Here is a 25818-nt window from a genome sequence, read left to right as displayed (position 1 = left end):
GCAGCAAAATACCAGGGATACAGGTCAGTCACTGTAAATGGAGGAGATGGACATGCGTACGAAGATGCCGGTCAGGGGCAGGGCAGTGGTGTACAAGGGCGGGCCGGCATCCGGCAGCGCTCCCCATCGGCACAGGCTGGGCGATGGCGTCTCCCGTTCAGCGTCGCGGCGCCTGAAGGCGATCGCCTGTCTGATCTTGTTGCTGGCCGTGATACCGGCCGCGACTTGCATCGCCACGGGGCACGCCGGCGTGCCGAAGCTGTTCAGCACCGTGTGCGGCGTGGTGTCGTGCGCGGCCGCGGCTGGCAGCGTGCACGGCTGGTAGGTGGCGCTTACAGCGCCTGGCTGGCGGCGTAGATCAGCAAGCCGGCCAGGCCGCCCACGATGGTGCCGTTGATGCGGATGAATTGCAGGTCACGCCCGATGGCCAGCTCGATGCGCTCGCTCATTTCTTCCTTGCTCCACAGGTCCAGCCGACTGGCGATGAAGGCGCCCACTTCGCCACGGTAGCGGCGCACCAGCGCACCGCTGCCGGTGACGATGGCGTCGTTCAGCCATTGCCGCGCAGCCGTATCCGCGGCCAGCACCTGGCCCGTGTTGCGCGCCAGGCTGGCGATGGCTTGCGCCATCACAGGCTGGGCCGCGTGCAGGTCGGCCAGCAAGCGCGTACTGAGGTTGTTCCAGACGTCGCCCAGCATCGCTTGCACCGTATCGCTGGCGATCAGCTGCAGCTGGTAGCGGCGCACGGTCTCTTGCCACTGCGGGTCGGCCTTCAGGTGCAAGGCGCTGTCGGCGATCCAGCCGGCGATGCGCTGGCGCAGCGGGTGCTGCGGATCAAGGCGCACGGCGAGGGCAAATTTTTGCAGCGAGGCGATCATGCGCGGCTCATACGCTTTCACGGCTTTTTTCACCAGCGTGTTTTCGATCTGGAAGGCGCCCAGCACGAAATCGCCGATGGCGGCGTGGTGGCGCTCGTCGTCCAGGTAGGCGGCGCTGCGGTCGAGCATGAAGTCCAGCAGTTCCTGCGGCTTGCCGTCAGCGATCAGCGCGTCGATACAGTCCGCCGCCACCTCCGATACATTCAATTGGCCCAGGTAGTTGCTGGCCTGTACACGCAGCAGCCGGCCCAGTGCTTCGTGGTCGGCCATTGCCAGCAGTTGCCTGGCGACGCCGGCGCTGGCCATGCCCAGCTGCTGCGCATGGGCAGGCTGGGCCAGCCAGGCGCCCAGGCGTGCGGCAGGATCGACCTGCACGATGCGTTCGGCGATGCCTTGTTCGGTAATGAAATGGTTTTCCACGAAGGCACCCAGGCTGCGGCCGATGTCCGCCTTGCTGTTCGGGATGATGGCCGTATGCCACAGCGGGATGCCCAGCGGGTGGCGGAACAGGGCCACCACGGCGAACCAGTCGGCAATCGCACCCACCATAGACGCTTCGGCGAATGCCTCCACATAGCCCCAGGCGGGATGGCTGCCGCGCTGCGAACGGGCCACGGCGAAGACCAGCGCTGCGAGCAGCAGCAAGCCGACGGCCAGCCACTGCATGCTGCGCAGGCGCGCGCGCTTGAGCTGGTCCGTGCTCTGGTCCAGTTGTTTGATGAGGTCGGGGGAACGTTGCATGGATGGCGGCCTGTATTGCTGCGAGACCGCCATCTTAACTGGGACAGCGACAGAATATGTCGCTGCAGGGACTTTTACTGCGGCGGGTGCAGCAGCGAGCGCCGGCGCGCGTAGCCGAAGTAAATAACCAGGCCGATCGCCAGCCAGATGCTGAAGGCCATCCAGGTGACCCAGCTGAGGAAGGTCATCAGGCCCACGCACAGGATCACGGCCAGCGCCGGTACATAGGGCACGCCGGGGCAGCGGAAGGCGCGCGGCAGGTCGGGACGCTTCTTGCGCAGCACCACCACGGCGACGGAGACCATGGTGAAGGCGGCCAAAGTACCAATGTTGATCAGCTCGGCGAGGATATTGAGCGGGATCACGGCGGCGATCAGGCCGAAGACGATGCCGACCAGCCAGGTGGCGAAGAACGGCGTGTGGAAGCGCGGGTGCACGGTCGACAGGCGCTTTGGCAGCAAGCCGTCGCGTGACATGGCGAAGATGATGCGCGTCTGGCCGAAGGCCATCACCAGGATGACGGTCGTCATGCCAAGGATGGCGCCCAGGTCGACGAAGCCGGCGATCCAGTTTTCGCCCGCGTATTGCAGGGCCAGCGAGACGGGATGGTCGACGCCGAGGAATTTTTGATACGGCACGATGCCCGTCATGATGGCCGAGACCACCACGTACAGCACGGCGCACACTGCCAGGGAGCCGATAATGCCGATCGGCAAATCGCGCGATGGTTTCTTGACTTCCTCGGCGGCCGAGGTGACGGCGTCAAAGCCGATGAAGGCGAAGAACACGAGCGCGGCGGCGCTCAGCATGCCGTGGTAGCCGAACGGCATGTAGGGCTGCCAGTTGGCCGGCTGCACGTGGCGCGCACCGAAAATGATGAACAGCAGCACCACGCCCACCTTGATGGCCACCATGATGTTGTTCAGGCGCGCCGATTCGCGTACTCCCCAGCCCAGCATGGCCGTCAGCAGCAGCATGATGACCAGGGCCGGCAGGTTGATGAAGGTGGTGACGCCCGGCAGCGCGCCCGGCGCGGCCGTCAGGGCCGCAGGCAGGGCGATGCCAAAGCCCGACAGCAGCGACTGGAAGTAGCCGGACCAGCCGACGGAGACGGCGGCCGCGGCCAGGCCGTATTCGAGCAGCAAGTCCCAGCCTATCATCCAGGCGGCCAGCTCGCCCAAAGTCGCATAGCTATAGGTGTAGATGGAGCCGGCCACGGGCACGGTGGAGGCGAATTCCGCATAGCACAGGGCGGCGAAGCAGCAGGCGACGGCGGCCACGACAAATGACAGCGAGAGGGCGGGGCCGGCCGTCAGCGCACCCGTGCCGGTGAGCACGAAAATGCCTGTGCCGACGATGGCGCCTATGCCCATGAGCACCAGGTCGAAGGGCCCAAGCACCTTGGCCAGTCCTCCCGGCTTCTTGCTGTGGGCAATCATGTCATCCAAATTCTTGGTTCTAAATAAGCTCACTGTGTCTCCTGGTAGTTTTTGTCATGGCGCCATTGCCGCCTCGTGAGTAGCACGACGCAGCCAGATTCTAGCCCAGGCGGCGCGCATTCCAGAAGGAAAACTGTACTGTGCCGTGCCTGCCCGCCTGCAAGCTTGTCTGGCAGGCAAAAAAAAGCCCCGGGATGATGGACCGGGGCTGTAAAGGAGACTACTTTATTTATCTATTTTGCTATTTTGCAAAATGGGCTTCGATCTCTTCCAGAGTCTTGCCCTTGGTCTCGGGCAGCAAAAACGCGGCCGCCAGGAAGTACAGCACGGTGCAGCCGGCGCCGAAGAAGAACAGTGTCGAATAGCCGTGCAAGCCCACCGTCGGCAGGAAGATGGCGGCGATCACCGTCGAGACGAACTGGTTCACCAGCAGGGCGATGCTCATGCCATTCGAGCGGATACGGGTCGGCATCAGTTCGGACAGGGCCAGCCACACGCACACGCCCGGTCCCACGGCAAAGCTGGAGACAAACACGCAGATGGCGATCGCCACCAGCCAGCCGTGCGTGGACGAGGGCACGGGACCCAGGCTGGCCTTCTCGATGCGCAGCGGCGCTTCGCGGCCGGCGGCCGGGTCGGCGAACGGGTTCAGGTGCAGCTTGCGGAAGAACACGCCGATCACGCTGTCGGCCTGTACGGCGTCTTCGCGGGCGATGCTGACCTGGCGCAGCACGGGATCATCGCTGCGCAGGCTTTTCACATTCGTGAACGGGCCGTAGGCGTAGGCGATGGTCAGCTGCTGCGGCGTGCCGTCGGCCGCCGCGCCCAGGGCGGTCAAGGTGGCCACATCGAGGCGCAAGGCCAGGGCGTCGTTCTGCACCTGGGTGGCGATGGCGGGGCGCACGTCAACCAGATGCGCTTCGGCGCCGCGGAACAGCAAACCGGCCGCCAGCAGAGAGACGACGATGCCGCCCGTGCCCAGCATCAGCAGGAATTTGCGGCCCTTGCGGTCCACCAGCAGCACGGCTACCACCGTCATCACGGCATTCAGTACTTTCAGCAGGACGTCCGCCATGTTGGCCGAGGCGCCGGACAGCCCCGCCTGGTTGAGGATGTTGACAACATACGCGAGGATGGAATTGATGCCCGTCGCCTGCGTGCAGGCCAGGATCAGGCAAGCGAGCAGGAAGGGCAGCACATAGCGGCGGCTCAGCAGCGGGTCCTTCGCCTTGCCGTTTCCGCTGGCCTTGGCCGCATTTTCGGGGGTATCGAGCATTTCGCGCAGCTCCAGGTCGGCAACGGCGGGCAGGCGCGTGCGCAGCAGCGACTGGCGCGCCTGTTCGATGCGGCCGCGTTGCGCCAGCCAGCGCGGCGATTCGGCCAGCAGCAGGGCACCGATGGTAAACACCAGGCCCGGCGTCAGGCAGACCCAGAAGATGCTGCGCCAGGCGTGGTCCTTGGCCGTGAAGATGGCGGCGATGCGGCCCGCTTCCGGCAAGGCTTGCGCCGCTTGCGTGGCCGTTTCCACCGTCTGCGCCTGCTGCAGGCCGATCAGGGCGGCGGCTACCAGGCCGATGGTCAGCAGCAGCTGGAACAGGGCGGCGCCCCGTCCGCGCTGTTGCGCGGGCAGGCATTCGGCCAGGTACAGGGGCACGACGACGCCGATCAAGCCGCCGCTGATGCCTTGCAGCAGACGGCCCAGCAGCAGTGGCGTGTAGCCATCGGCCAGGGCGATCAGGGGAATGCTGGCGCTGAACAGGGCGCCGGCCAGGAACATCACCCAGCGCCTGCCGAGGAGATCGGCCAGGGCGCCGGCGAACAGCGAAGAAAGGACTGAACCCAATAGCACGGCGGCGACGATAAAACTCAGCTGCTGGGCCGTCAGCTTCCACGCCACCGAGGCCGTCGATTCCAGGTAGGGCAGGGCGCCTGCGATGATGCCGATGTCTATGCCGTACAGCAATCCCCCCATGCCGGCAATGAATAGCAGGTAGCGCATGGCCCACACGGGGGCCTTGTGTAACGTGTCGTGCATGAAAACTCCGTGACGGGGTTGAGGTAGGTTGAGGTGGTCTAGCGGGTGGAAAGATCGATGGCCGCGCCTTCGACGAAGACGGACACTGGCTGCAAGTTGGTATCGAGGACAACGATATCGGCCCAGGCGCCGGGCGCCAACCGGCCCCGTTCGGATTCGCCCAGGTAATCGGCGGGGTACAGCGACAGGCGGTTCGAGGCGTCGGCCAGGTCGAGGCCCAGCTCGACGAAATTGCGCAGGGCCTGGTCCATGGTCAGCACGCTGCCTGCCAGCGACCCCGTGGCCAGGCGCACGCAGCCCAGGCATTTGTAGACGCGCTGCGTGCCCAGGCCATATTCGCCATCGGGCATGCCGGTGGCCGAGGTGGCGTCCGTCACGCCGTACAGGCGCGGAATGGCGCGCAGGGCCGCGCGCAGGGCGCCCTTGGCCACGTGCTGCAGGTCGGGGATGATTTCCGCGTACTCGGCATGCGCGAGCGCGGCGCCCACCATGCCCGGGTCGTAATGGCTCATGCCCGTCATGCCGTTGTACAGGTGGGTAAAGCCGGCGACGCCGGCTTTCAGGGCCGCCACGCCTTCGTCATACGTGCCGGCGCTATGGCCGATCTGCACGCGGATGCCCATCGCCGCCAGTTGCGGGATCAGTTCCATGTGGCCCGGGATTTCCGGCGCCATAGTGAGTACCTTGATGGGGGCGATGGCGTGAAAACGCTGCACCAGCGCCAGGCTGGCTTGCACTACGTCGGGCGGCTGCGCGCCCAGGCGGTGAAGGTTTAAAAAAGGTCCTTCCAGGTGCACGCCCAGCATGCGCGCGCCGTTGGCCGGGCGCTCGGCGATGACGCCGGCCAGACCTTGCAGGGCGCGCAGGATCGAGGGTTCCTTGGCCGTCAGGGTGGTGCCCAGCAGGGCGGTGGTGCCGTGGCGCGCATGCACTTGCGCCACGGTGGCGCCCGCGTCGCCCCCTTCCATGATGTCGACGCCGGCCGCGCCATGCACGTGCAGGTCGATAAAGCCGGGCAAAATGGTCAGCGCGCTGTCGGCGGCAGGGTCTTCTTGTATCTGAACGATACGCTGGTCAAAAGTGATGGTGCCCGTGATCCAGCCAGATGGGGTAAGGATTCTGCCGCTCAGCATGTGTTATTCCGCTATAAAAAGTTCGATGCCCAGCTTTTGCAGCCCTTCGCGGTATTCCTGGCTGATGCTGGCATCGGTGATGACGGTATCGACGCGGTCCAGCTGCACGATGCGGTGCAGGCTGACGCGGCCGAACTTGGAGGCGTCCGTGAGGACGATGATTTTCTTGGCCCGTTCCACCATCTTGTGGTTCAGGCTCGCTTCCGCTTCGTGGTGGGTGGTGACGCCGAACTGCAGGTCGAAGCCGTCCACGCCCAAAAACAGCTTGTCGAAACTGTAGGCTTGCAAACAGGTTTCCGCCTGGCTGCCCTGGATCGACAGCGATTGCTTGCGCAGCAGGCCGCCCGTGAGGATCAGGTCCACGCCGGGCGCGTCGGCCAGTTCCCACGCGATGTTGAGGCCATTCGTGGCCACCGTCACGCCGGTTGCATCGCGCAAATGGCGCGCCAGCGAGATGGTGGTGGTGCCCGAGTCGATGATGATGTTGTCGCCCGGTTCCACCAGCCGCGCCGCATAGGCGCCGATGCGCTCCTTTTGCTCGTGGTTGATGGCGTCCTTCTGGCGTATCGTATGCTCGGGCGGCGGCGTGCGCGTCAGGGTCGCGCCGCCGTGGCTGCGTGTGGCCATGCCTTGCGCTTCCAGCGCATTCAAGTCGCTGCGGATGGTGACCGCAGACACGCCGAGTTTTTCCACCAGATCGGTTACTTGCACCGAGCCCTGCTGGGTAAGCATTTGGAGGATGGATTCACGGCGTTGGCTGGTATTTCGCATGGTGGCGGGCTCAGTAAAAAATGAAAATATCGAGCTTAACAGATTGCCGCTTCGGCAACGACGGGGACTGCCGTATTGCGGTTGCAGGCACGCGCATATTGCGCCAGCAGGCTGCCGATCTTGTGCTCGATCAAGGCCGGCGCCTCCGCCCTCAAGCTGCCCTGCACCACAGCCAGGTACTGCTCCGGCAAATGCTGGCTCAGGAGCGGCAGCGGAATCGTCAAGGCGTCCAGGTTGGCCAGCAGCTTGTCGACGGTGGCTGCCACTTCCGGCTCGCCCCAGTAATAGCGGCAACGGTCGCTCAAGCCGTAGCGGCGCATCAGACGCTGTTCTTCCGGCGTGCCCAGGTAATGCTTGATCCAGTTCTTCGGCTTGGCCAGCATCACGTCGTCGAGTACCTGCATCAGCCGCGAGGTGGCGTGCGCCGGCAGCAGTTCCTCCTCGATCTGGCATAGTGCATACAGCGCCTCGCGCAGGGCGAAGGTGGCGGCCGGACCCACTTTCAGGATGGCGAAATGGTCGCGCACCATGGCGTGCAGGGCCGATTCGCGCTGGTAGTCGGTGGAATGGGCCTCAAATACCAGGCCAGGCTGCTCGGCAACAAAGGCCGACAGTTCGGCGGCCGCAGGCGCATCGTAGTGCTGGATGCTGCTTTGATCGAAATCAACGCCCGGCTGCACCACCATGGCGATGACGCGGCGCCAGGCGCCGTGCAAGTCATTTTCCAGGAAGGCGCTGCGGTGCACGTCCAGGGTGCGCCGCGCGGCAAGCGGGCTGGTGACGGCGCCGGCCTGCGCCAGCGATGCTTCGCCGCCGGGTATCGGCACTTCCGTGCCGATCACGTAGACGGGCGGCGCGAAGCCGGCGGCGGCGGCGGCCGCTTCGGCGACGATGCACAGGCGCGCCGAACGGGCGGCCACGGTTTCATCGTCGAGCTGCAAAGGGTCATCGGCACAGCGCATGCTGCAATCGAGGTGTATTTTATGGAAACCGGCCGACGCATACGCGGCGATCAGGGTCTCGGCGTGGTCCATGGCGGTGGCCGCATCGAGGTGCTGCCAGGCGTTCGGGCCAAGATGGTCGCCGCCCAGCACCAGGCGCTCGGTCGGGAAACCCTGTTCCCGCGCCAGTGCCAGCATGGTGTCGCGGAAAACGGCCGGCGTCATGCCCGTGTAGCCGCCGAACTGGTCGACCTGGTTCGAGGTCGCTTCGACCAGCAGCACGGTGTCGTAGTCGCTGGCCACGCGCATGGCGGCGCGCAGCACGCTCGGGTGGCTGCAGCAGACGGCGTACAGTCCCACGCGTTCGCCGCGGCGGTGCGCCTTGATCACTTGCTGGATGGGGGACAGTGTAAAGGTCGGGTTTTCCACTTGCTTCATCATGTTGACGCCTTTGTATGTTGTCGTATCAAAAGGGCCGCGCCGCGCGCGCCGCCGGCGTCGCCAAAGCGGGGCGGCAAAATGGGCGGCACGTGCACGCCGGGGAACAGATGGCGCTTGACGGCGGCCGGCAGCTTGTCGTACAGGTGGGGCAGCTTGGACAGGCCGCCACCGAGCACGATGACGTGCGGATCGTAGGCCAGCACCAGGCTGGCCAGCGCGTGGCCCAGCACATCGAGGTGCACGGCCACCGTGCGTTCGGCCACGGCATCGCCCATGTTGGCCCGGGCCACGATGGCCAGCGGCTCGGCGCCGTCGCCGCCGAAATGCGCGTGGATTTTGCTCATGGCTGGGCCGGAGACGTAGCGTTCCAGGCAACCCGTCTTGCCGCACGGGCAGGGGTATTCTGCCAGGCCGTGCTGTGCCAGCAGGGTGGCGGGCAGGCTCCAGTGGCCCCATTCGCCGGCCACGCCGTTAAAGCCGCGCAGCAGCTGGCCGCCCACGCAATAGCCGCCGCCGGCGCCCGTGCCGAGGATGGCGCCGAACATGCTGGCGGCATTCTCGGCCGCGCCGCCTTGCGCTTCGGACAGGGCGAAACACTGGCAATCGTTGCCGATGGCAACCGGGCGCTGCAAGGCCTGTTGCAGGGTTTGCGCCACCAGCCGGCCGTTCAGGGCGGGCACGTTGGAACTCAGTTGCCGGCCGCTGGCGCTGTCGATCACACCGGGCAAGCCGATGCCGACAGGCGCCGCCGTGCCCAGGGCGGCGTCGCCGCGCGCTACCAGGTCGACGATGGCTTGCACGAAGGCGGCAAAATCGTCACCGGGCGTGGCCACCCGTTCGCGGAACATTTCCGTCAGCGTGCCGTCGCGGTCGGCAAAGGCCACCAGCTCCATCTTGCTGCCGCCGATGTCGATGCCGTGGTAGCCCGCGGTAGGGTTAGAATTGGTCATGGCCATAGATGGTGACGCCCTGCACGACACGGTTGACGATGCCGCCGGCAAATGGATTGTCGGGGCGCAGTTGCAGCAGCGCGGACTGGTGCAGCGCATATTGCTGCGCCATCAGCAGCCACAGCGGGGCCAGCCACGCATCGGGCCAGGCCGGCGCATCGGCCGAGAGGTCGCCGCCGATGCCTACCGTCAGGCACGTCTGTGCCACGCTGTCGCGCTGCAGCTCTTTAAGTAAGTCATCTTCATACTGGCGCGCCAGCGGCTTGCTGCTGCGCAGCAGTATCACCAGCGACTCCGTGGTGACGGCCGATTTCGGGCCGTGGCGGAAACCCAAAGGGGTATTCGCCATCGCCATCACGCGGCCACCCGTCAGTTCCAGGATCTTCAGGGCCGCTTCCTTGGCCAGCGCTTCCAGCGGACCGCTGCCCAGGTAGACGACGCGCTGCACCGGGGTTGATCCCAGGTCCGCCACAGGCGCCGACCAGTCGCGCAAGGCTTGTTCGCCCAGTTGCGCCAGCGTCTCCAGGCGGGTCAGGTCCGTGCCCTTGCCCAGCACCGACAGGGCCGCCAGCAGCATGCTGCTAAAGCTGCTGGTCATGGCGAAGCCGCGATCACAGCTGCCTTCCGGCATCAGCAGGTTATAGGTATTGCTGTCATTGGCGCCCTGGCGCGCCAGCTTGCCGTCCGCGTTGCAGGTGATGTTGAGGAAGCGCGCGCCAGGCACGACCTGGCGCAGCAATTCCACGGCGGCCAGGCTTTCCGGGCTGTCGCCGCTGCGGGCAAACGAAACGAGCAGGGTGGGCGCGTCCGCTTCCAGGTACAGCTCGTGGTGCGTCAGCAGGGTGGTGGTGGCGATGGCGCGGATCTGCGCGGGCCAGGCGGCATTCAAGGTGTCGACGACGATTTCGCCCACGTAGGCCGAGCTGCCGGCGCCCGTCAGGATGACGCGCTGCACGGGATTGGACAGTGCGTCGCCCAGGAAGGCGGCCAGGCTGGCCTGCTCGCCGCGCAAAATGCCGGCCAGCGCACGCCAGATGGCCGGCTGGTGGGCGATTTCCTCGGCCGTGTGCAGGCCGCCGATGTCGCGCCAGGTTTGAATGTCACGCTGAAGTAGGGTAGTCATGGAGTGTCAGTAAAGTGTTTGTTGGAGAAAGCATAAATACTAAATTTCGAAAAGTCAAATACGAAAGCAAAACGAAAGTAAATTGTTTTTCGGCTTGCGAAATAATGTCGTTTTATCGGGTCTGTATCGTGTTGCGGTGCCGCATGAAACCCAGTTGTGCTGCCGCTTGTCGCTGAAATGCGACGATAACGAAAGTATGTTTTGTGACATTTTGGTGAAACGTAAGAAAAATGCGCCAATTTTGGGCGTTTTATTAATAAATTGCTTGCAAAACTTTGTTTTGATTGACGATATTTATTTTTCTTCTTAAAGTATTTCCATCACTTCGATTTTCTGAAAGCCGCCTGATGAAACCACTCCCGCTTCCCCGCCGCGTCCTTGCCGCCTGTGTCCTCGCCGCCCTTGCCACCCTGGCTGCCCCTGGCCTGCATGCCGCGCCGCTCGGCAATTTGCAGTCGCTCTCCGCCGTGCACCTGGCCGACGTGGCCAAGGGCGAGGCGCTGGGCTGGGATGTGCGCAGCGATACGGGCATGCAGTTGCGTATCAGCCTGCCACAGGTGGACGTGCTGCGCATCCAGGCGGGCGGCAAGGCCGGTCTGACGGGGCCGGGCGACAAGGCCGCGCCCATCGTTGTCGGTCAGCCTGCGGCGCAGGTGGCGTATCAGCTCAGCGAGCAGGCCGACCATGTCCTGATCAGCACCAAGGCCCTGAGCTTGCGCATCGACCGCAAACCCTTGCGCTTTACCTTGTTCCGCAAGGGCGACGCAGTACCGCTGTGGCGCGAGGTGCAGCCTTTGTCGCTGGACGACAAGCAGGGCGTGCAGGTGCTTTCCAGCCTGCCGGGAGAACGCTATTTCGGTGGCGGCCAGCAAAATGGCCGCTTCGAATTCAAGGGCAAGCAGGTGCCCGTGTCGTATTCGGGCGGCTGGGAAGAGGGCGACCGCCCGAATCCCGCGCCATTTTTGATGAGTTCACGGGGCTGGGGCATGCTGCGCAATACCTGGTCCGACGGTAATTACGACTTGCGCGACAAGGAGCAGATCTCGCTGCAGCACGCGGAAGGCCGCTTCGATGCGTATTTCTTTGTCGGCAAGGACCTGCGCGACGTCGTCGCCCGCTACACGGACTTGACGGGCCGCGCGCGCATGTTGCCCCGCTGGGCACTGGAATACGGCGACGCCGATTGCTACAACGACGGCGACAATGTGAAAAAGCCCGGCTCCGTGCCGAAGGGCTGGACCGATGGCCCCACGGGCAAGACGCCGGACGTGGTGGAAACGGTGGCGCGCCAGTACCGCGAACACGACATGCCGGGCGGCTGGATCCTGCCCAACGATGGCTATGGCTGCGGCTATACGAACTTGCCGGAAACGGTGAAGGGACTGGCTGGCTATGGCTTCCGCACGGGCCTGTGGACGGAAAATGGTGTCGACAAGATCGCCTGGGAAGTGGGCCAGGCGGGCAGCCGCGTGCAGAAGCTGGACGTGGCGTGGACGGGCAAGGGCTACCAGTTCGCCATGGATGCGAACAAATCAGCCTACGACGGCATCCTGAACAACTCCGACAGCCGCCCCTTCCTGTGGACGGTGATGGGTTGGGCCGGTATCCAGCGCTACGCGGTGGCGTGGACGGGTGACCAGAGCGCCAGCTGGGACTACATCCGCTGGCACATTCCGACCCTGATCGGTTCGGGTCTGTCGGGCCAGGCGTATGCGTCCGGTGACGTCGATGCCATCTTCGGCGGCAGCCCGGAAACCTATCTGCGCGACCTGCAGTGGAAAAGCTTTACGCCCGTCCTGATGGGCATGTCCGGCTGGGCCGCGGCCGAGCGCAAGCATCCGTGGTGGTTCGATGAGCCGTACCGCGACATCAATCGCCGCTATTTGAAACTCAAGATGCGTTTGACACCGTATATGTATACGCTCGTGCGCGAAGCGGAGCAATCGGGCGCGCCGCTGGTACGCGGCCTGATGTGGGATTACCCGCAAGACCCGGCCGCCTACACGGAAGCGTACAAATACCAATTCCTGCTGGGGCGCGACGTGCTGGTGGCACCCGTTTACCGCAGCCAGGCCGTCAGCGGCGGCTGGCGCAAGGGCATCCACCTGCCGCAAGGTACGTGGTACGACTACTGGGATGGCCGCCAGGCCACGGCGGACGCGAAAGGGCGCGACCTGGATATGCAGGTGACGCTGGACAAGCTGCCCGTGTTTGTGCGCGCTGGCGCCATCCTGCCCATGTATCCGGAAATGCTGTACGACGGCCAGAAGCCCAAGGATCAGCTGACCCTCGATATCTACCCGCATGGCGATTCCGCGTACACGCTGTATGAAGACGACGGCAACACGCGCCAGTACCAGGGCGGCGCCTTCAGCCAGCAAGTCATCCGCATGCGCCAGACGGGCGGCGATGTGCAGGTCGACATCGGCGCCGTCGATGGCAAGTACCAGGGCCAGGAGGCGCGCCGTGGTTACGCGCTGCGCATGCTGGCGGGCAAGGCACCGGCCGCCGTGCGCGCGGGTGAGCGCCTGATCGCGGCATCCGGTGAACGTGCCGCCTATGACAAGGCGATCGAAGGCTGGTATTTCGACGCGGCAGACCGGCAAGGCACCCTGCACGTGAAAGTGGCGTCGCAGGACATCCGCCAGCCTTTGATGCTGCAGGTCGCTGGTGCGCTGGCCGTGGCGAGAATCGATGCAGATTTCCCGGCCGCCCCCGTGCCGGGCCGCGCCTTGCCGGCCGACGCCATGCAGGTGGTGGCGCGTCCGTTTGAAGAAAGCGGCTATCCGCTGGAAAACGCCTTCGATGGCAAGCCGGAGACATGGTTCCGCACCGTGCGTAGCCCGTCCGTGAAAAGCGGTCCGCACGAATGGGTGATCGGCTTTACGGAACGGCGTTTGGTGGACGGCATCGAACTGGCGCCGCGCAACGACCAGCACTGGAAGCATGGCCAGGTGCGCGACTATGAAATCTACATCGGCGACAACAACGGCGAGTGGGGTGCGCCGCTGGTGCGCGGCACCCTCAAGCTGCAGGAAGGCAAGCAGACGATCAACTTTCCGGCCACGGCCGGGCGCTTGCTGCGCTTCCGCGTCATGAGCACGCAAAATCCGGAAGGTGACGGCGCAGCGTCCACCGATCCGATGGTCACTGCGGCGCAAGCGGGGCCGGTGGCGCGCGCGTTTGATGCGGCGCTGGCGACCGACGTGGCGCCAGTGACCTTGTCCGAATTCCGCGTGCTCGAACACCGCATGGCCGAAGGCGAGGAGGTGCTGCGCTACCTGTCGGACCTGGCGCTGCCGAAGAATATCGCGAAAGACCGGCCGGCCGGCAAGGCGGCCGAGATGCGCATGAACGGGCTGTGGTTCCGCAAGGGCCTTGGCGTGGGACCAGCCAGCCGCATCGACTTGCAGCTGGCTGGCAATTGGAATCTGCTGCGCGCCGACCTGGGCGTGGACGATAGCTGCCGCAGCGCGGGCGGCTTGCAATTCCAGGTATGGAGCGGTGAGCGGCTGCTGTACGACAGCGGCCTGGTCACGGCTCCCGGGGTGGTCAAACCCGAAATCGACGTGCGCGGCCTGAGCCAGCTCAGTTTGCGCACTCTGGGCGCGCGCGGCGTCCGGCCGGCCCAGGTTTGCGGCAACTGGGCCAATGCCGTACTCACCGGCACGGAAGGCGCGACAGTCAAGCCGCGCTAACCGGCCTTCAATCATTTCACTAAAAACGAGCCCCTCTTCGGACCGGGGAGGGGCTCTTGCAGCCTGACGAAAACAAATCACTTATAAGAGGGAGATGGGAATGCACTTGAAAAAACTGATGGCCGCCATGGTGGCGGTAGGGTTGGCGTCGACAGCGCTGGCAGCGGAGGAGGAGAAACTGGCGCGCGTCGAAGTGACGGGCTCGAGCCTGAAGCGCATCAACGCGGAAACGGCGTCGCCGGTACAGGTGATCAATGCCAAGCAGATCGAAAACATGGGCGCGCTCACCTTGCTGCAGGTGCTCGACAACCTGCCCGCCGCCCGCCCGGCGCAGCAGGACTTCCGCTCGATGTTCACGGGGTCGGACGGCGGTTCGCAAGCGAACTTGCGCGGCCTGGGGGCGCAGGGCACCTTGGTGCTGCTGAATGGCCGCCGCCTGTCGTTCTATGGCGCGCCAGCCGGCTTCCAGACCATGTTCGTCAATATCGACGCCATTCCTGCCGCCGCCATCGAGCGCATGGAAATTTTGACGGACGGCGCGTCGGCCGTGTATGGCTCCGATGCCGTGGCCGGCGTGATCAACGTGATCACCAAAAAGAGCTACCAGGGCCTGGAAGCGCGCGCCAACGGCGAGTTTTCTCCCCGCGTGAAAGCCTATGGCGAGCGCCAGGCCAGCGTGCTGTACGGCCTGGGCGACCTGGCCAGCGACGGCTACAACATCTACGGTTCCGTGAACGTCTACCAGCGCGACCGCATCGCGCTGGCCGATACCTACCAGAAGCGTCCCTCGTATTTTTATGTAAACAATCCCAATTTCATTCCGAACATGCGCGTGGGCGTCGGCAGCGAACCGGGTGTGATGAATCCCGGGACCTTCTTTGTCTTCGACAAGGCCAACAACAATGCCCGCACCCAGCGCGCCGCGCCAGGCTGCAACAACAGCATCACCGAGGCGTCGGGTAGTCGCTGCGTGTGGAATGCGCTGCCCAACCAGCTCGACACGGGCCCGACCTCGGAGCGTGCAACGGCTTACCTGAGCGGCCGGCTGAAACTGGGTGGCGACATGGAAGCGTTCGCGGAAGGCGCCTTCACCCACATCAAGATGCGCGGCGAGAATGGTCCGTCCAGCTTCAACAGTGGCAGCACGAATAACTGGTTCGCGCGTAACACAGGCAATACCCTCAACACCTTCGCCACGCCTTTCCTGAGCCCGAACAACGTCTACCTGAAAGGCAAGCTCGATGCCGACATGGTGGCCAAAATGGGCGGCGCGGCCGGCTTGAATTACCTGTTGCAGGATGCGACGAGCCACTTCGGCCAGAAGAATGTCGATGAAAACTACCGCGCGCTCGTCGGCTTGCGCGGCAGCCTCGGCGGCGGCTGGGATTTTGAAACGGCGCTGAGCGTGGCGGGCAGCCACTCCACGCTGTTCCAGACGGCGAATATCAACATCAAGGGTTTTGAGCAGGCGTTTGGCCCGTTCACGAAAGACCCTGTCAGCGGCCGCACGTATATCTCGGACAATCCCGCCTACAAGTTCGGCGAAATCAGCGACGCCAACGCGGCGCTCCTGCGTGCCGCCTACCCGACCTTCGCCATCGAATCCTGGACCAAGCTGATGACCTGGGATGCGAAGCTGGAAGGCACCTTGTTCAAGCTCGGTGAGCGCGAAGTGCGCGCCGCCGTGGGTACCAACATCATGCGTGAGAGCTTCCTCACGCCCGGCAACGCGGACGCGGCCAATGGCCTGATCACGCAGCAGGGCGGTTCCTGGTTCGATGGCCGGCGCACCATCGCCGCCGTGTTTGGCGAAGTGGTGGTGCCGCTCAGCGACACGCTGGAAGTCAATGCGGCCGCGCGCCTGGACAAATATCCGCATTTCGCCGCCAACCTGGCGCCCAAGCTGGGCGTGATCTGGCGCGCGCGGCCTGACCTGATGCTGCGCGGGACATATTCCGAGGGCTTCCGCGCGCCCAATCTGGCTGAAGCGGGTTCGGGCGGCGTCTTTGCGCAGGTGGGCGGCATCCGCGACACTGTGCGCTGCGATGAAACGAACGCCATGGCGCGCGCCCTGATGAAGTCCCGGGTGGCGACGGATGCGGACCTGGGCAAGAGCTTGCTCAATTCGAATTGCTCGACGACCGTGGGCGGCCTGACCCCGCCGAACCAGAACCTGCGTCCGGAGAAGGCCAAGATTTCGACCGTGGGCCTGGTCCTGCAGCCGGCCAAAGACGTGAGCATTTCGCTCGATTACTGGTTCATCAACCGCCGCGACGAAATCGTGCGCCAGGACTTCAACGAGCTGTTTACGGAGTTGGTGGACAAGTACGGCCCCACTCTGGCCGGCACGTCGAGCGCCATCCGCAATGGCTTGACCGACGCGGACCGGGGCAACATGGCGGCGGTGGCGGCCATGTGCGCCAATCCCGCCAACGCGGGCGTGTGCGCGGCTGGCGTGCCGGGCTACTCGGTGGGCAACCTGGGCGGCTTGATCAACTCGTATTCGAACCGTGGCCGTACCCTGATGGACGGCGTGGACATCGATGCGCGCACGCGCTTTGCGCTGGGCGACTGGGGCAAGCTGAGCACCGGCATCGCGGCCACCATCCGCAAGCGCGACACCCATGACAGCGAAGACGGCAGCGACATCAAGGGCAATACCGTCGGCTACTACGATTCGCCGCGCTACCGCGCTACCGTCAACGCCGACTGGAGCTACCACAACTTCGTCAGCAGCGTGTTCGTCAATTACTCGGGCAAGACGCGCTGGGCGTATGGTCCTTGGGACAAGGACAACACACCGGAAAACTGCACTGCGGCCTCCGTGGCCCTGCCTGCAGGACAGTGCAAGGGAGCGCCGTCGTACACCACGGTCAACCTGGCCTTCAGCTGGAAGCCGATCAAGCACCTGGACGTGGGCCTGAACGTGAAAAACGCGTTCAACAAGCAGCCGTACTACGACCCGAACGGATGGGAAGGCTACAACCATAGCCAGGACCTGTTCGGCCGCCAGTTTGCCCTCTCGGCCAGCTACAAGTTCTTTTAAGACGTGATGATGCCCCGGCCCGCCAGCGCGACCTGCGTTATGGCGAGCTGGGCTACTGTCATGAAAAGAAAAAGACAGCATTCCGAAATGCGCAATACGAAAGATAAGCGTAAGCGAAAGTGGATAGCCATGTCCACTTTCGCGTTTTTCTCCCCCGGTTCCTGTGCGAAATATGCGCTGCCGACCGTCTCCTTGCGTTCAGGTGTATCTGCCACACCACGGTAACGAAAGTTATCTGCCTCGACACTCATTCAATCGAAAGATAAATCGCCTTTTCGTGCCACGTTTAACGATAATTTTGCCTTATAACTTTCTTTTCATTGACGATACTTATTTTTCTTTTTAAAGTAATCCCAAGAAAACGAAAATCGGCCGATACGGACCGATTTCCCGAAAGGTGCGGTTGCCTGGCTGCACCGGCCGACGACCACCATAAAAATTGCGCCCCCGACTCCGCCCTGGAGCTGGGAGGGCGCGTAAAACCCTCGATATAGACGGAGAGACAATCATGCATACCACCCGACTCAAATTGCGCGACATCAGCCGCGCCGCCGCGATCGTGATCGCACTGGCGGCCGGCGTGCCAGGCCAGGCCTGGGCACAGTCGAACGCCACCAGTACCATTTTCGGCGAAGTGAGCGCACCTGCCGGCGCCACCGTGGTGCTGGAAAACCTGGCGACGGGCGTGCAGCGTACCCTGACGCCGGATACGTCGGGCCGCTATGTGGCCAACTCCATGCCGCCAGGCCGCTATGCGGTGCGCGTGCTGCGTGCCGGTTCGGTCGAGGCATCTCAGGAAGTCGAAGCGCTGATCGGCGCGGGCGCCGAAGCCAACTTCGGCCCTGCCAGCGCGGCCGGTACCGTGGGGCAGGAGCAGACCGTCGTGGTGAAAGCGTCGCGCAATCCGATCGACGTGTCGAATACGAACAATGGCGTGATCTTCACCGCCAAGGAATTGAAAGCGCTGCCAGTCGGTAACGACGTGGCTTCCATCGTGCAGCTGACGCCGGGCGTGGCGCGCGGCACCAACAGCGTGTACGGCAATGCGCCATCGATCGGCGGGGCGGGCCAGTCGGAAAACGCCTTTTACGTCAACGGCTTCCCCATCACCAACATCCTGACCCAGGTGGGCGCGTCGGAGCTGCCGTTTGGCGCGATCTCGAACCTGCAGGTGCTGTCGGGCGGCTATGGTTCGGAGTTTGGCCGCTCCACGGGCGGCGTGATCAACATCACCACCAAGAGCGGCGGCAACAAGGTCGAATTCGGCGGCAAGGTGTCCATCATCCCCCTCTCGCTGAAGGGCGAGCCGGAAAACACCTATTACCCGAATACGGGCGCCAATCCCAAGACGGACGGCAATCTGCTGTACTGGAACCGCGACAATGGCAGCACCAGCAAGGTGGTGGGCTTGTACGGCAGTGGCCCCCTGATCAAGAACAAGCTGTTCGCCTTCGTGGCGCTGGAACAGACGCGCACCGACAGCCAGGCCGTTGCCGCCACCGCCGACTCGGGCACGGCCCTGGCGCGCGGCTGGAGCACCAGCCAGAGCAAGGTGGACCGCATGATGGCCAAGCTGGACTACAACCTGACGGACGACCATCACTTCGAATACACCAAGCTGTATGACCGCACGAAGACGGACAGCCAGGCGTATGGCTACAGCTACGCCACGCATGCGAGCAACGGCGTACAGGCAGGCAAGGGCGAGACGACGGTCAACTGCTGCGGCTCATCGGCCGCGCCGGGCGCCAATATCGACATCTTCAAATACACGGGCTACCTGACGGACAATCTGACGGTGACGGCCATGATGGGCGAATCGCGCACTTCGCACACCCGTACGCCCAATGGCTACAATCCGCTGCTGGCGCAAACGTCGTCGAATGCATCGACACAGGTGCCTGGCCTGGCGTACGCCAATCCGCAAACGGTGACGGGCACCCTGGTCGACCCGTCGTCGGAAGACCGCCAGAAAGCCAAGCGCCTGGATCTCGAATACAAACTGGGCCAGCACTCGCTGCGCGGTGGCATCGATCGCATCGACGTGGAATCGAAGGTGGGCCTGAGTCTGGCCGGCGGCTACCGCTGGAGCTACCAGCGGGCGACCGATCCGAACCGGGCTATCAACGGCGCTTTTGAGACGCCAGCCCAGGGTGGCGGCTATGGCGCGCAAGGCTATTACGTCAGCAAGGACCTGAACGCCAACCTGGCGCGTCCGACCAGCGTGCAATCGGCGCAATACATTCAGGATCACTACCAGGTCACCGAACGGGTGCTGCTGGATCTGGGCTTGCGCCGCGAACAGTTCACCAACTACAGCACCGATGGCGTGGCTTTCATTTCGCAGCGCAACATGATTGCCCCGCGCTTGGGCGCCACCTGGGATTACCTGGGCGACGGCACCCTGAAATTCTTTGCCAACGGCGGCCGCTACCACTTGCCGGTGCCATCGAATTTGTCGAGCAACATGGCCAGCCCCTTCCTGGCCACCAGCGAGATGTACACTTACACGGGCGTCGATCCCGTCACTGGCGCGCCGACGGGCCTGCATGCGATCAGCAAGCCATATTCGGCCAACAACGCTTATGGCCAGAGCCGCGATGCGCGCGAAGTGACGGCCATCGGCCTGAAACCGCTGTCGCAGGATGAATTCTCGCTGGGCTTCGAACGTGCCCTGAGCAAGAAACTGGTGGTGGGCGCCAGCGTCCTGTACCGCAAGCTGAACGATACCAACGACGACGTCTGCGACGCGCGTCCGCTGCAAGCCTGGGCCACGCGCAACAGCGTCGACACGAGCAACTGGGGCGGCTTCCAGTGCGCCATCATCAACCCGGGCCGCGACAACAGCCTGATGGTGGACTTCGATGACGGCAAGGGCTTGCGCCGCGTGGATATCTCGGCGGCAGAGTGGGGCAATCCGCTGCCATCGCGCACCTATCGCGCCTTGAACATGTTCGTCGAACATCCTTACACGAACGGCTGGTACGGCAAACTGACCTACACCCTGTCCGCGCTGAAGGGCAATATGGAAGGCCAGACGGACAGCATCGGCGGCGGCGACGTGGGCCTGACAGTCAGCGACGACCACAAGGAACTGATGTACAACGCCTATGGCTACCTGCCGGGCGACCACCGCCACGCCTTCAAGGCCTACGGCTTCATGCAGGTCATCCCGGACGTGACGGTGGGCGCCAACCTGTCGCTGACCTCGGGCGCGCCACGCAACTGCATCGGCGCGCTGCCCGATAACCTGAAGTTCGAGAACGATTACGGCGATTCCTACTTCTATTGCAATGGCAAGCCGGCGCCGCGCGGCAGCCAGGGCCGCCTGCCATGGCAAGCCCAGCTGGACATGAATGTGGCCTATACTCCCAGCGCCGTCAAGGGCCTGAGCCTGAAAGTGGACGTCTTCAATGTGTTCAACAGCCAGACCGTGACCCGCTATAACGAGACGCGCGAAGACCATGGAGCCATCGCCCGCAGCTATTTGCAGGTGGCCGGCCGCACGGCGCCGCGGTCCGTGCGCTTCACTGCTGAATACACCTATTAAACTGCAGCCGGTCTGCCAAGCGGCGGGCCGGCGACGATCATTACCAATGGAAGCGAGAAGAGACCAATGACGACAACACAATTCAATCGACGCAATTTCCTGTCCGCCAGCGCCGCGCTGGCCGGTGGCGCCATGGCCGGCAGCGCATTGCTGCCTGGCGCCGCCAACGCCGCCCCTGCCGCCGCCCGCGACAAGGTGCGCCTGGGTCTGATCGGCACGGGCATGCGTGGCCAGGTGCTGCTGGCGGAACTGGTGCGCCGCGATGATGTGGAAGTGGTTGCCCTGTGCGATATCGAACCGATCATGCTGAAACACGCGCTGGGCCAGGTGGAAAAAGCCGGCAAGCCGCGTCCGCGCACGTATGGCGAAGACCGCGACCAGAAAGCCTACAAGCGCATGCTGGACGCGGGCGGACTCGATGGCGTGATCATCGCCACGCCGTGGGAATTCCATGCGCCCATGGCGATCGCCGCCATGCAGGCCAAGATACCCGTCGGTTGCGAAGTGGTGGCCGGCATCACCCTGCAAGACCACTGGGATGTGCTCAACACCCAGCTGAAAACGGGCACGCCCTACATGTTGCTGGAAAACGTATGCTACCGCCGCGATGTGATGGCCGCGCTGCAGATGGTGCGCGCGGGGCTGTTCGGCGAACTGCTGCACCTGCAGGGCGGCTACCAGCACGATCTGCGCGCCGTCAAATTCAACAGCGGCAATCCGGCCAAGCCATATGGCGGTGGCGTGGAATTCGGCGAAAAGGGCTGGTCGGAAGCCCATTGGCGCACGCAGCACTCGGTCGACCGCAATGGCGAACTGTATCCTAGCCACGGCATCGGCCCGTGCGCCATGTACACGAACATCAACCGCGGCAACCGTTTTACGCGCATCAACGCCTTCGCCACCAAGGCGCGCGGCCTGCACGACTACATCGTCAAGCAGCCGGGCGGCGCGCAGCATGCGAATGCCAAGGTGAAATTCAAGCTGGGCGATATCGTCACCACCACGCTGGCGTGCGAAAACGGCGAAACCATCATCCTGCAGCACGACACGAGCCTGCCGCGTCCGTATTCGCTGGGTTTCCGCGTGCAAGGCACGGACGGCCTGTGGATGGACTTGAACAACTCGATTCACATCGAAGGCGTCAGCAAGCCGCACCAGTGGGACGACTTCAAGGCCTACCAGGACAAGTATGACCACCCGGTCTGGCGCAAGTACGCGGCGCAGGCGGAAGGCGCGGGCCACGGCGGCATGGACTTCTTCGTCATCCACGCCTTTGTCGAAGCCCTCAAGGCCAACGCGCCGATGCCGATCGATATCTACGATGCCGTGACGTGGAGCGCCATCACGCCGCTGTCCGAACAGTCTATTGCCGCCAACTTCCAGACCCTGGACTTCCCGGACTTCACGGGCGGGCAGTGGAAATCGCGCAAGCCGATCTTTGCCCTCGACGGCAAGTACTAAGCCTTCACAACCCGCTACCGCGCCTGCCGCCGTAGCGGGTTTTTTCTATTCCAGGAGACGTTGATGAAACACCGAGGTTCATTGCTGTACGCAGTCCTTCCCGCCATGCCCTTGCTGCTGGCAGCCTGCGGCGGCGCCACCGCCACCACCACCAGCACGGGCGGAACCGCCTTGCTGGCCGCCAGCGTGGCTGCGCCGGCCACGTCCGCCAGCGTGGAACTGGCCGGCAATGCCTTCATCACCAGGGGGCAGGAGGGCGCCGTCATCGGCGAACATGGCCTGGCCGGCTGGAGTAATCCGGCTGCGATAGCCAGTACGTATTTCCGCGTGGACGGGGCGGGCCCCGTCCAGGTGGCGCTCGACGCCAGCCTGGCCGATGGCGGCAACAGCACCATTCGCGTGAAGATCAATGGCACGCCGTTCGACGTCAAGCTGGCCGGCAAGGCCAGCAAGACCTACGCCGTCGGCACCGTCAATGTGCCGGCGGCCGGCTATGTGAAGGTGGACTTGCAGGGATTGACGCGCGCCAAGGCCACGTTCGGCGACGTCACCGCGCTGAAAGTGACGGCGAATGCCACGCTCAATTATGCCAACGATCCGGCTAATTATTACTGGTCGCGGCGCGGACCTTCCGTGCACATGGGCTACACGGTGCCGGCCAATACCGAGTATTTTTATAACGAGATGACGATACCCAAGGGACAGGATGCGATCGGCTCCTATTTCATGGCCAACGGCTTCGGCCAGGGCTATATGGGCATCCAGGTGAAGTCACCGAGCGAGCGCTGGATATTGTTCTCGGTGTGGGATGCCGACAATGGCGCGAAGACCACTCTGGTCAGCAAGGGCGCCGGCGTGGTCGACAATGCTTTCGGTGGCGAAGGCACGGGCGGACAGACTTATCTGTCGTATGACTGGGCGGCCGGCACCACCTACCGTTTCATCACGCGCGCGCGGCCTGATGGCAAGGGCGGCAGCGATTACTCGGCCTGGTTCTTCGCGCCCGAAACGGGCAAGTGGCGCTACATCGCCACCTGGAAGCGGCCGGCCATCAGCACATATTTGACGGGCGTGCATTCCTTCCTCGAGAACTTCATCGATACCCTGGGGTACACGGAGCGCCGCGTCCAGTTCGGCAACCAGTGGGCGAGGAACGTTTCCGGCACCTGGTCGGAAGTGACGGCAGGGCGCTACACGGGCGACGCCACGGCCACCAACGCGCAGCGCATGGATTACGCAGGCGGCCTGGAAAACGGCAGGTTTTACCTGCATAACGGCGGCTTCTTTGCCGATGTCGTGAAAACCGGCCAGAACTTCACACGCCCGGCCACGGGCCAGGCGCCGGCTGTCGATGTGGCAGCCTTGCCGATGCAATAGGCGCCCTTAGCCCGGCCGCTTGCCCGCCATCGCGTCGATGCCGCGATAGTAAGTGAGTGGCCGGCCTATCGTCACGCCCATCAACGCTGCCGCCTGAATGATGTCGTTTGTATCGCGCCGGTACACCAGCAGCGCATCCATTTCGTCGGAGCCGTTGCCGTCGATCTGGATCAGGTCATAGCCGCTTTCTTCCACGGCGCGCTGCGCCAGTTCCGTGTCCAGCCACTCGAAATAGGGCAGCGCGCTGCCGCCACTTTCCTTGAGCAGTTCGTACGGGAAGTCGGGGAATTCGTCGAACATGTCCTGTATCTGTTCGTGCAGTTCATCGAGCTTGTCGCTCGACGCGATATAGTCGGCCAGGTGCGAGAGGATCGCCACCGCGTAGGCTTGCGCATCGCTGTCGATCCACTCGTCGCGTGGAGCGGAGGGCGCATCGGTGATGGCGGTGACAGCCTCGTCGAGCTCCTTTCCTTCCAGGTCACCGCAGGTCAGCTTGGTCAGCAGTTCAGATAGCAGCATGTTTGCCTTTCGATGGGGGCGGCATGGCCGGGATGGCCAGCTTGTGCAAGATGTCATAAATACTATCATTGCCGTGCAAGCTGGCGCGTTCTGCAGAACCGATCACGCGCCCTCCGCCGACCGCTTGCGCCGCAGCACCGCCTAGATATAGAATGCGAATCATTATTATTTGCGAACCAGGGAGTATGCGACGTGTCGGCTGCCCAATCCGGCGTCCACCAGGAGGTGGGCAGCCTGTATCACGAACACCACAGGTGGCTGCAAGGCTGGCTCAGGCACAAGTTGGGCAATGCGTTTGACGCGGCCGACGTGGCGCACGACACCTTCATGCGCCTGCTGAGCCGCGACGAGGCCATCGCCGCGCGCGAGCCGCGTGCCTTTCTGACGACGGTGGCCAAAGGCGTGCTGGGCAATCTGTACCGCCGCCGCGACCTGGAGGCGGCCTACCTGGAAACCCTGGCCAGCCTGCCGTCGCAAAGTGCGCCCGATCCCGAGGCGCAGGCGATTTTGCTCGAAGCCCTGTTCGACATCGACCGCCGCCTCGATGGCCTGGCGCCTGCCGTGCGCCGCGCCTTTCTGCTGTCGCAGCTCGATGGCATGCCGCAGGCGGCCATCGCGCTGGAACTGAATATCTCACTGGCCATCGTACAGCGCCACCTGGTAAAAGCGATGCACCAGTGTTTCTTTTCCCAGCCGGCGCCGTGATGGGCGCCTTGACGCCGGAAGCGGCCAGCTTGCAGGCGGTCGAATGGCTGGTGCGCCTGCAGGACGGTGACGCCACGCCGGAAGTGGAGCAGGCGTGGTGCGCCTGGCGCGGCAGCGACCCGAAAAACGAGCAAGCCTGGCAGCATGTGGAAGGCTGCATGGCGCGCATGCGTGCCTTGCCCGCGCCGCTTGCGCACGGCACCCTGGTGCGCAAGCCCGCGCATGCGCAGGTCAATGCGGCGCGCCGGCTGTCGCTCAAGTTGCTGGCGCTGCTGGCCGTGGGTGGCGGCGGCTGGCTGGCGGGCGGCGATGAGCAGGCGCGATACTGGCTGGCCGATTACCGCACCGGCACCGGCGAATTGCGCCACGTCGTGCTGGCGGACGGCACGCGCATCACCCTCAATACGGCCACCTCCATCGACGTGCGCTACGACGCGGATCAGCGCCTGGTGACCCTGTTAAAAGGCGAGATCATGGTCGCTACGGCGCGCGATGTGGCGGGCCGGCCTTTTTTCGTGCGCACGGCCCACGGCCGCTTGCAACCCGTGGGCACGCGCTTTGCCGTGCGAGCTGGCAGCGAAGTCACGCGCCTGGGCGTGTTTGCGGGCGCCGTCGACATGGTGCCGGAACAGGCGCCCGATGCGGCGCGCAGGCTGCAGGCCGGCCAGCAAACCAGCTTTACGGCGGCGCAGATCGGTGCAGTGCAAGCCCTGCCTGCCGGGGCGGATGCGTGGACGGCAGGCATGCTGGTGGCGCACGACATGCCGCTGGCCGATTTTGTCGGTGAGCTGGCCCGCTACCGCCATGGCCGCCTGGCCTGCGATCCGGCCATCGCCCACCTGCGCGTTTCGGGCATCTATCCGCTGGCCGATACGGGGCAAGTACTCGACATGCTGACGCGCACCTTGCCCGTCGACGTGCGCGAGAGCACGCGCTTCTGGGTGACCGTGGTGCCGCATCGGAAGAATTCATGATTATTTTCTGAAAAACTGAGGGGTTTTCGATTTTCG

At 64.1% G+C, this 25818-nt stretch carries 17 protein-coding genes; 8 read left to right on the top strand and 9 right to left on the bottom strand.

All coding sequences use genetic code 11. The features are described 5' to 3' along the window. Positions 1-52: 52 nt before the first annotated feature. Entirely contained in the window at positions 53-325 is a 273-nt protein-coding gene (locus tag ACQ4WZ_RS10340; RefSeq protein ID WP_436573331.1) for a hypothetical protein, read from the top strand. A gap of 7 nt (positions 326-332) precedes the next feature. On the opposite strand, the gene ACQ4WZ_RS10335 is transcribed toward ACQ4WZ_RS10340, so the two are convergent. From ACQ4WZ_RS10335 to ACQ4WZ_RS10300, 8 genes are all read right to left on the bottom strand, one after another. Continuing rightward, positions 333-1619 carry a DUF445 domain-containing protein gene (locus ACQ4WZ_RS10335; RefSeq protein ID WP_436573330.1) on the bottom strand — a complete coding sequence of 429 codons (1287 nt, stop codon included), beginning with the start codon at positions 1617-1619 and terminating at the stop codon, positions 333-335. A 74-nt stretch (positions 1620-1693) separates the two neighbouring features. Continuing rightward, positions 1694-3091 carry a branched-chain amino acid transporter BcaP gene (gene bcaP, locus ACQ4WZ_RS10330; protein ID WP_101481079.1) on the bottom strand — a complete coding sequence of 466 codons (1398 nt, stop codon included), beginning with the start codon at positions 3089-3091 and terminating at the stop codon, positions 1694-1696. A gap of 208 nt (positions 3092-3299) precedes the next feature. Beyond that, positions 3300-5093: an MFS transporter gene (locus tag ACQ4WZ_RS10325; RefSeq protein WP_436573329.1), complete on the bottom strand. Its 1794-nt coding sequence runs from the start codon at positions 5091-5093 to the stop codon at positions 3300-3302. A gap of 38 nt (positions 5094-5131) precedes the next feature. Beyond that, complete coding sequence (locus ACQ4WZ_RS10320; RefSeq protein ID WP_436573328.1) at positions 5132-6226, bottom strand: N-acetylglucosamine-6-phosphate deacetylase; 1095 nt, start codon at positions 6224-6226, stop codon at positions 5132-5134. Positions 6227-6229: 3 nt separating this feature from the next. Then, positions 6230-6997, bottom strand: a complete 768-nt coding sequence (locus ACQ4WZ_RS10315; protein WP_101481082.1) for a DeoR family transcriptional regulator — start codon at positions 6995-6997, stop codon at positions 6230-6232. A gap of 35 nt (positions 6998-7032) precedes the next feature. Next, entirely contained in the window at positions 7033-8376 is a 1344-nt protein-coding gene (locus ACQ4WZ_RS10310; protein ID WP_436573877.1) for a D-tagatose-bisphosphate aldolase, class II, non-catalytic subunit, read from the bottom strand. Beyond that, positions 8376-9329, bottom strand: a complete 954-nt coding sequence (locus ACQ4WZ_RS10305) for an ROK family protein (RefSeq protein ID WP_436573327.1) — start codon at positions 9327-9329, stop codon at positions 8376-8378. The genes ACQ4WZ_RS10310 and ACQ4WZ_RS10305 overlap by 1 nt, the downstream gene beginning before the upstream one ends. Next, the gene (locus tag ACQ4WZ_RS10300; RefSeq protein WP_436573326.1) at positions 9316-10452 is read right to left on the bottom strand and encodes an AgaS family sugar isomerase; all 1137 of its coding nucleotides are present in this window, start codon (positions 10450-10452) and stop codon (positions 9316-9318) included. The genes ACQ4WZ_RS10305 and ACQ4WZ_RS10300 overlap by 14 nt, the downstream gene beginning before the upstream one ends. Before the next feature lie 347 nt (positions 10453-10799). On the opposite strand from ACQ4WZ_RS10300, the gene ACQ4WZ_RS10295 reads away from it, so the two are divergent. The 5 genes from ACQ4WZ_RS10295 (at position 10800) to ACQ4WZ_RS10275 (ending at position 23584) form a co-directional block, all read left to right on the top strand. After that, positions 10800-14150, top strand: coding sequence for a TIM-barrel domain-containing protein (locus ACQ4WZ_RS10295; protein ID WP_436573325.1), 3351 nt, complete (start codon positions 10800-10802; stop codon positions 14148-14150). 100 nt (positions 14151-14250) lie between these two features. After that, positions 14251-17196 (top strand): TonB-dependent receptor plug domain-containing protein, encoded by a 2946-nt coding sequence (locus ACQ4WZ_RS10290; RefSeq protein WP_436573324.1) that lies wholly within the window; start codon positions 14251-14253, stop codon positions 17194-17196. Positions 17197-17704: 508 nt separating this feature from the next. Next, positions 17705-20746, top strand: a complete 3042-nt coding sequence (locus ACQ4WZ_RS10285; RefSeq protein ID WP_436573323.1) for a TonB-dependent receptor — start codon at positions 17705-17707, stop codon at positions 20744-20746. 66 nt (positions 20747-20812) lie between these two features. After that, complete coding sequence (locus ACQ4WZ_RS10280) at positions 20813-22207, top strand: Gfo/Idh/MocA family protein (protein WP_436573322.1); 1395 nt, start codon at positions 20813-20815, stop codon at positions 22205-22207. A gap of 63 nt (positions 22208-22270) precedes the next feature. Continuing rightward, positions 22271-23584: a DUF3472 domain-containing protein gene (locus tag ACQ4WZ_RS10275; protein ID WP_436573321.1), complete on the top strand. Its 1314-nt coding sequence runs from the start codon at positions 22271-22273 to the stop codon at positions 23582-23584. 6 nt (positions 23585-23590) lie between these two features. Here ACQ4WZ_RS10275 and ACQ4WZ_RS10270 read toward each other — a convergent pair whose 3' ends face one another. Further along, positions 23591-24103 carry a hypothetical protein gene (locus tag ACQ4WZ_RS10270; protein ID WP_436573320.1) on the bottom strand — a complete coding sequence of 171 codons (513 nt, stop codon included), beginning with the start codon at positions 24101-24103 and terminating at the stop codon, positions 23591-23593. Positions 24104-24295: 192 nt separating this feature from the next. Between ACQ4WZ_RS10270 and ACQ4WZ_RS10265 the strand changes: the two genes are divergently transcribed. Further along, complete coding sequence (locus ACQ4WZ_RS10265) at positions 24296-24808, top strand: sigma-70 family RNA polymerase sigma factor (protein WP_436573319.1); 513 nt, start codon at positions 24296-24298, stop codon at positions 24806-24808. Next, positions 24781-25782 (top strand): FecR domain-containing protein, encoded by a 1002-nt coding sequence (locus ACQ4WZ_RS10260; RefSeq protein ID WP_436573318.1) that lies wholly within the window; start codon positions 24781-24783, stop codon positions 25780-25782. The genes ACQ4WZ_RS10265 and ACQ4WZ_RS10260 overlap by 28 nt, the downstream gene beginning before the upstream one ends. Positions 25783-25818 lie beyond the last annotated feature (36 nt).

Origin of the sequence: Janthinobacterium darwini, assembly GCF_051380905.1 — a bacterium.
GTDB lineage: Bacteria > Pseudomonadota > Gammaproteobacteria > Burkholderiales > Burkholderiaceae_D > Janthinobacterium.
Note: the sequence above shows the minus strand (reverse complement) of the source record. Positions and strands in the feature narration are given on the sequence as shown.

Coding starts and splice junctions, on each gene's coding strand:
- ACQ4WZ_RS10300 (WP_436573326.1), bottom strand. CDS start 10,452: ATGACTACCCTACTTCAGCGTGACATTCAAACCTGGCGCGACATCGGC.
- ACQ4WZ_RS10280 (WP_436573322.1), top strand. CDS start 20,813: ATGACGACAACACAATTCAATCGACGCAATTTCCTGTCCGCCAGCGCC.
- ACQ4WZ_RS10335 (WP_436573330.1), bottom strand. CDS start 1,619: ATGCAACGTTCCCCCGACCTCATCAAACAACTGGACCAGAGCACGGAC.
- ACQ4WZ_RS10310 (WP_436573877.1), bottom strand. CDS start 8,376: ATGAAGCAAGTGGAAAACCCGACCTTTACACTGTCCCCCATCCAGCAA.
- ACQ4WZ_RS10320 (WP_436573328.1), bottom strand. CDS start 6,226: ATGCTGAGCGGCAGAATCCTTACCCCATCTGGCTGGATCACGGGCACC.
- ACQ4WZ_RS10275 (WP_436573321.1), top strand. CDS start 22,271: ATGAAACACCGAGGTTCATTGCTGTACGCAGTCCTTCCCGCCATGCCC.
- ACQ4WZ_RS10315 (WP_101481082.1), bottom strand. CDS start 6,997: ATGCGAAATACCAGCCAACGCCGTGAATCCATCCTCCAAATGCTTACC.
- ACQ4WZ_RS10285 (WP_436573323.1), top strand. CDS start 17,705: ATGCATACCACCCGACTCAAATTGCGCGACATCAGCCGCGCCGCCGCG.
- ACQ4WZ_RS10290 (WP_436573324.1), top strand. CDS start 14,251: ATGCACTTGAAAAAACTGATGGCCGCCATGGTGGCGGTAGGGTTGGCG.
- ACQ4WZ_RS10295 (WP_436573325.1), top strand. CDS start 10,800: ATGAAACCACTCCCGCTTCCCCGCCGCGTCCTTGCCGCCTGTGTCCTC.
- ACQ4WZ_RS10270 (WP_436573320.1), bottom strand. CDS start 24,103: ATGCTGCTATCTGAACTGCTGACCAAGCTGACCTGCGGTGACCTGGAA.
- ACQ4WZ_RS10325 (WP_436573329.1), bottom strand. CDS start 5,093: ATGCACGACACGTTACACAAGGCCCCCGTGTGGGCCATGCGCTACCTG.
- ACQ4WZ_RS10340 (WP_436573331.1), top strand. CDS start 53: ATGCGTACGAAGATGCCGGTCAGGGGCAGGGCAGTGGTGTACAAGGGC.
- ACQ4WZ_RS10305 (WP_436573327.1), bottom strand. CDS start 9,329: ATGACCAATTCTAACCCTACCGCGGGCTACCACGGCATCGACATCGGC.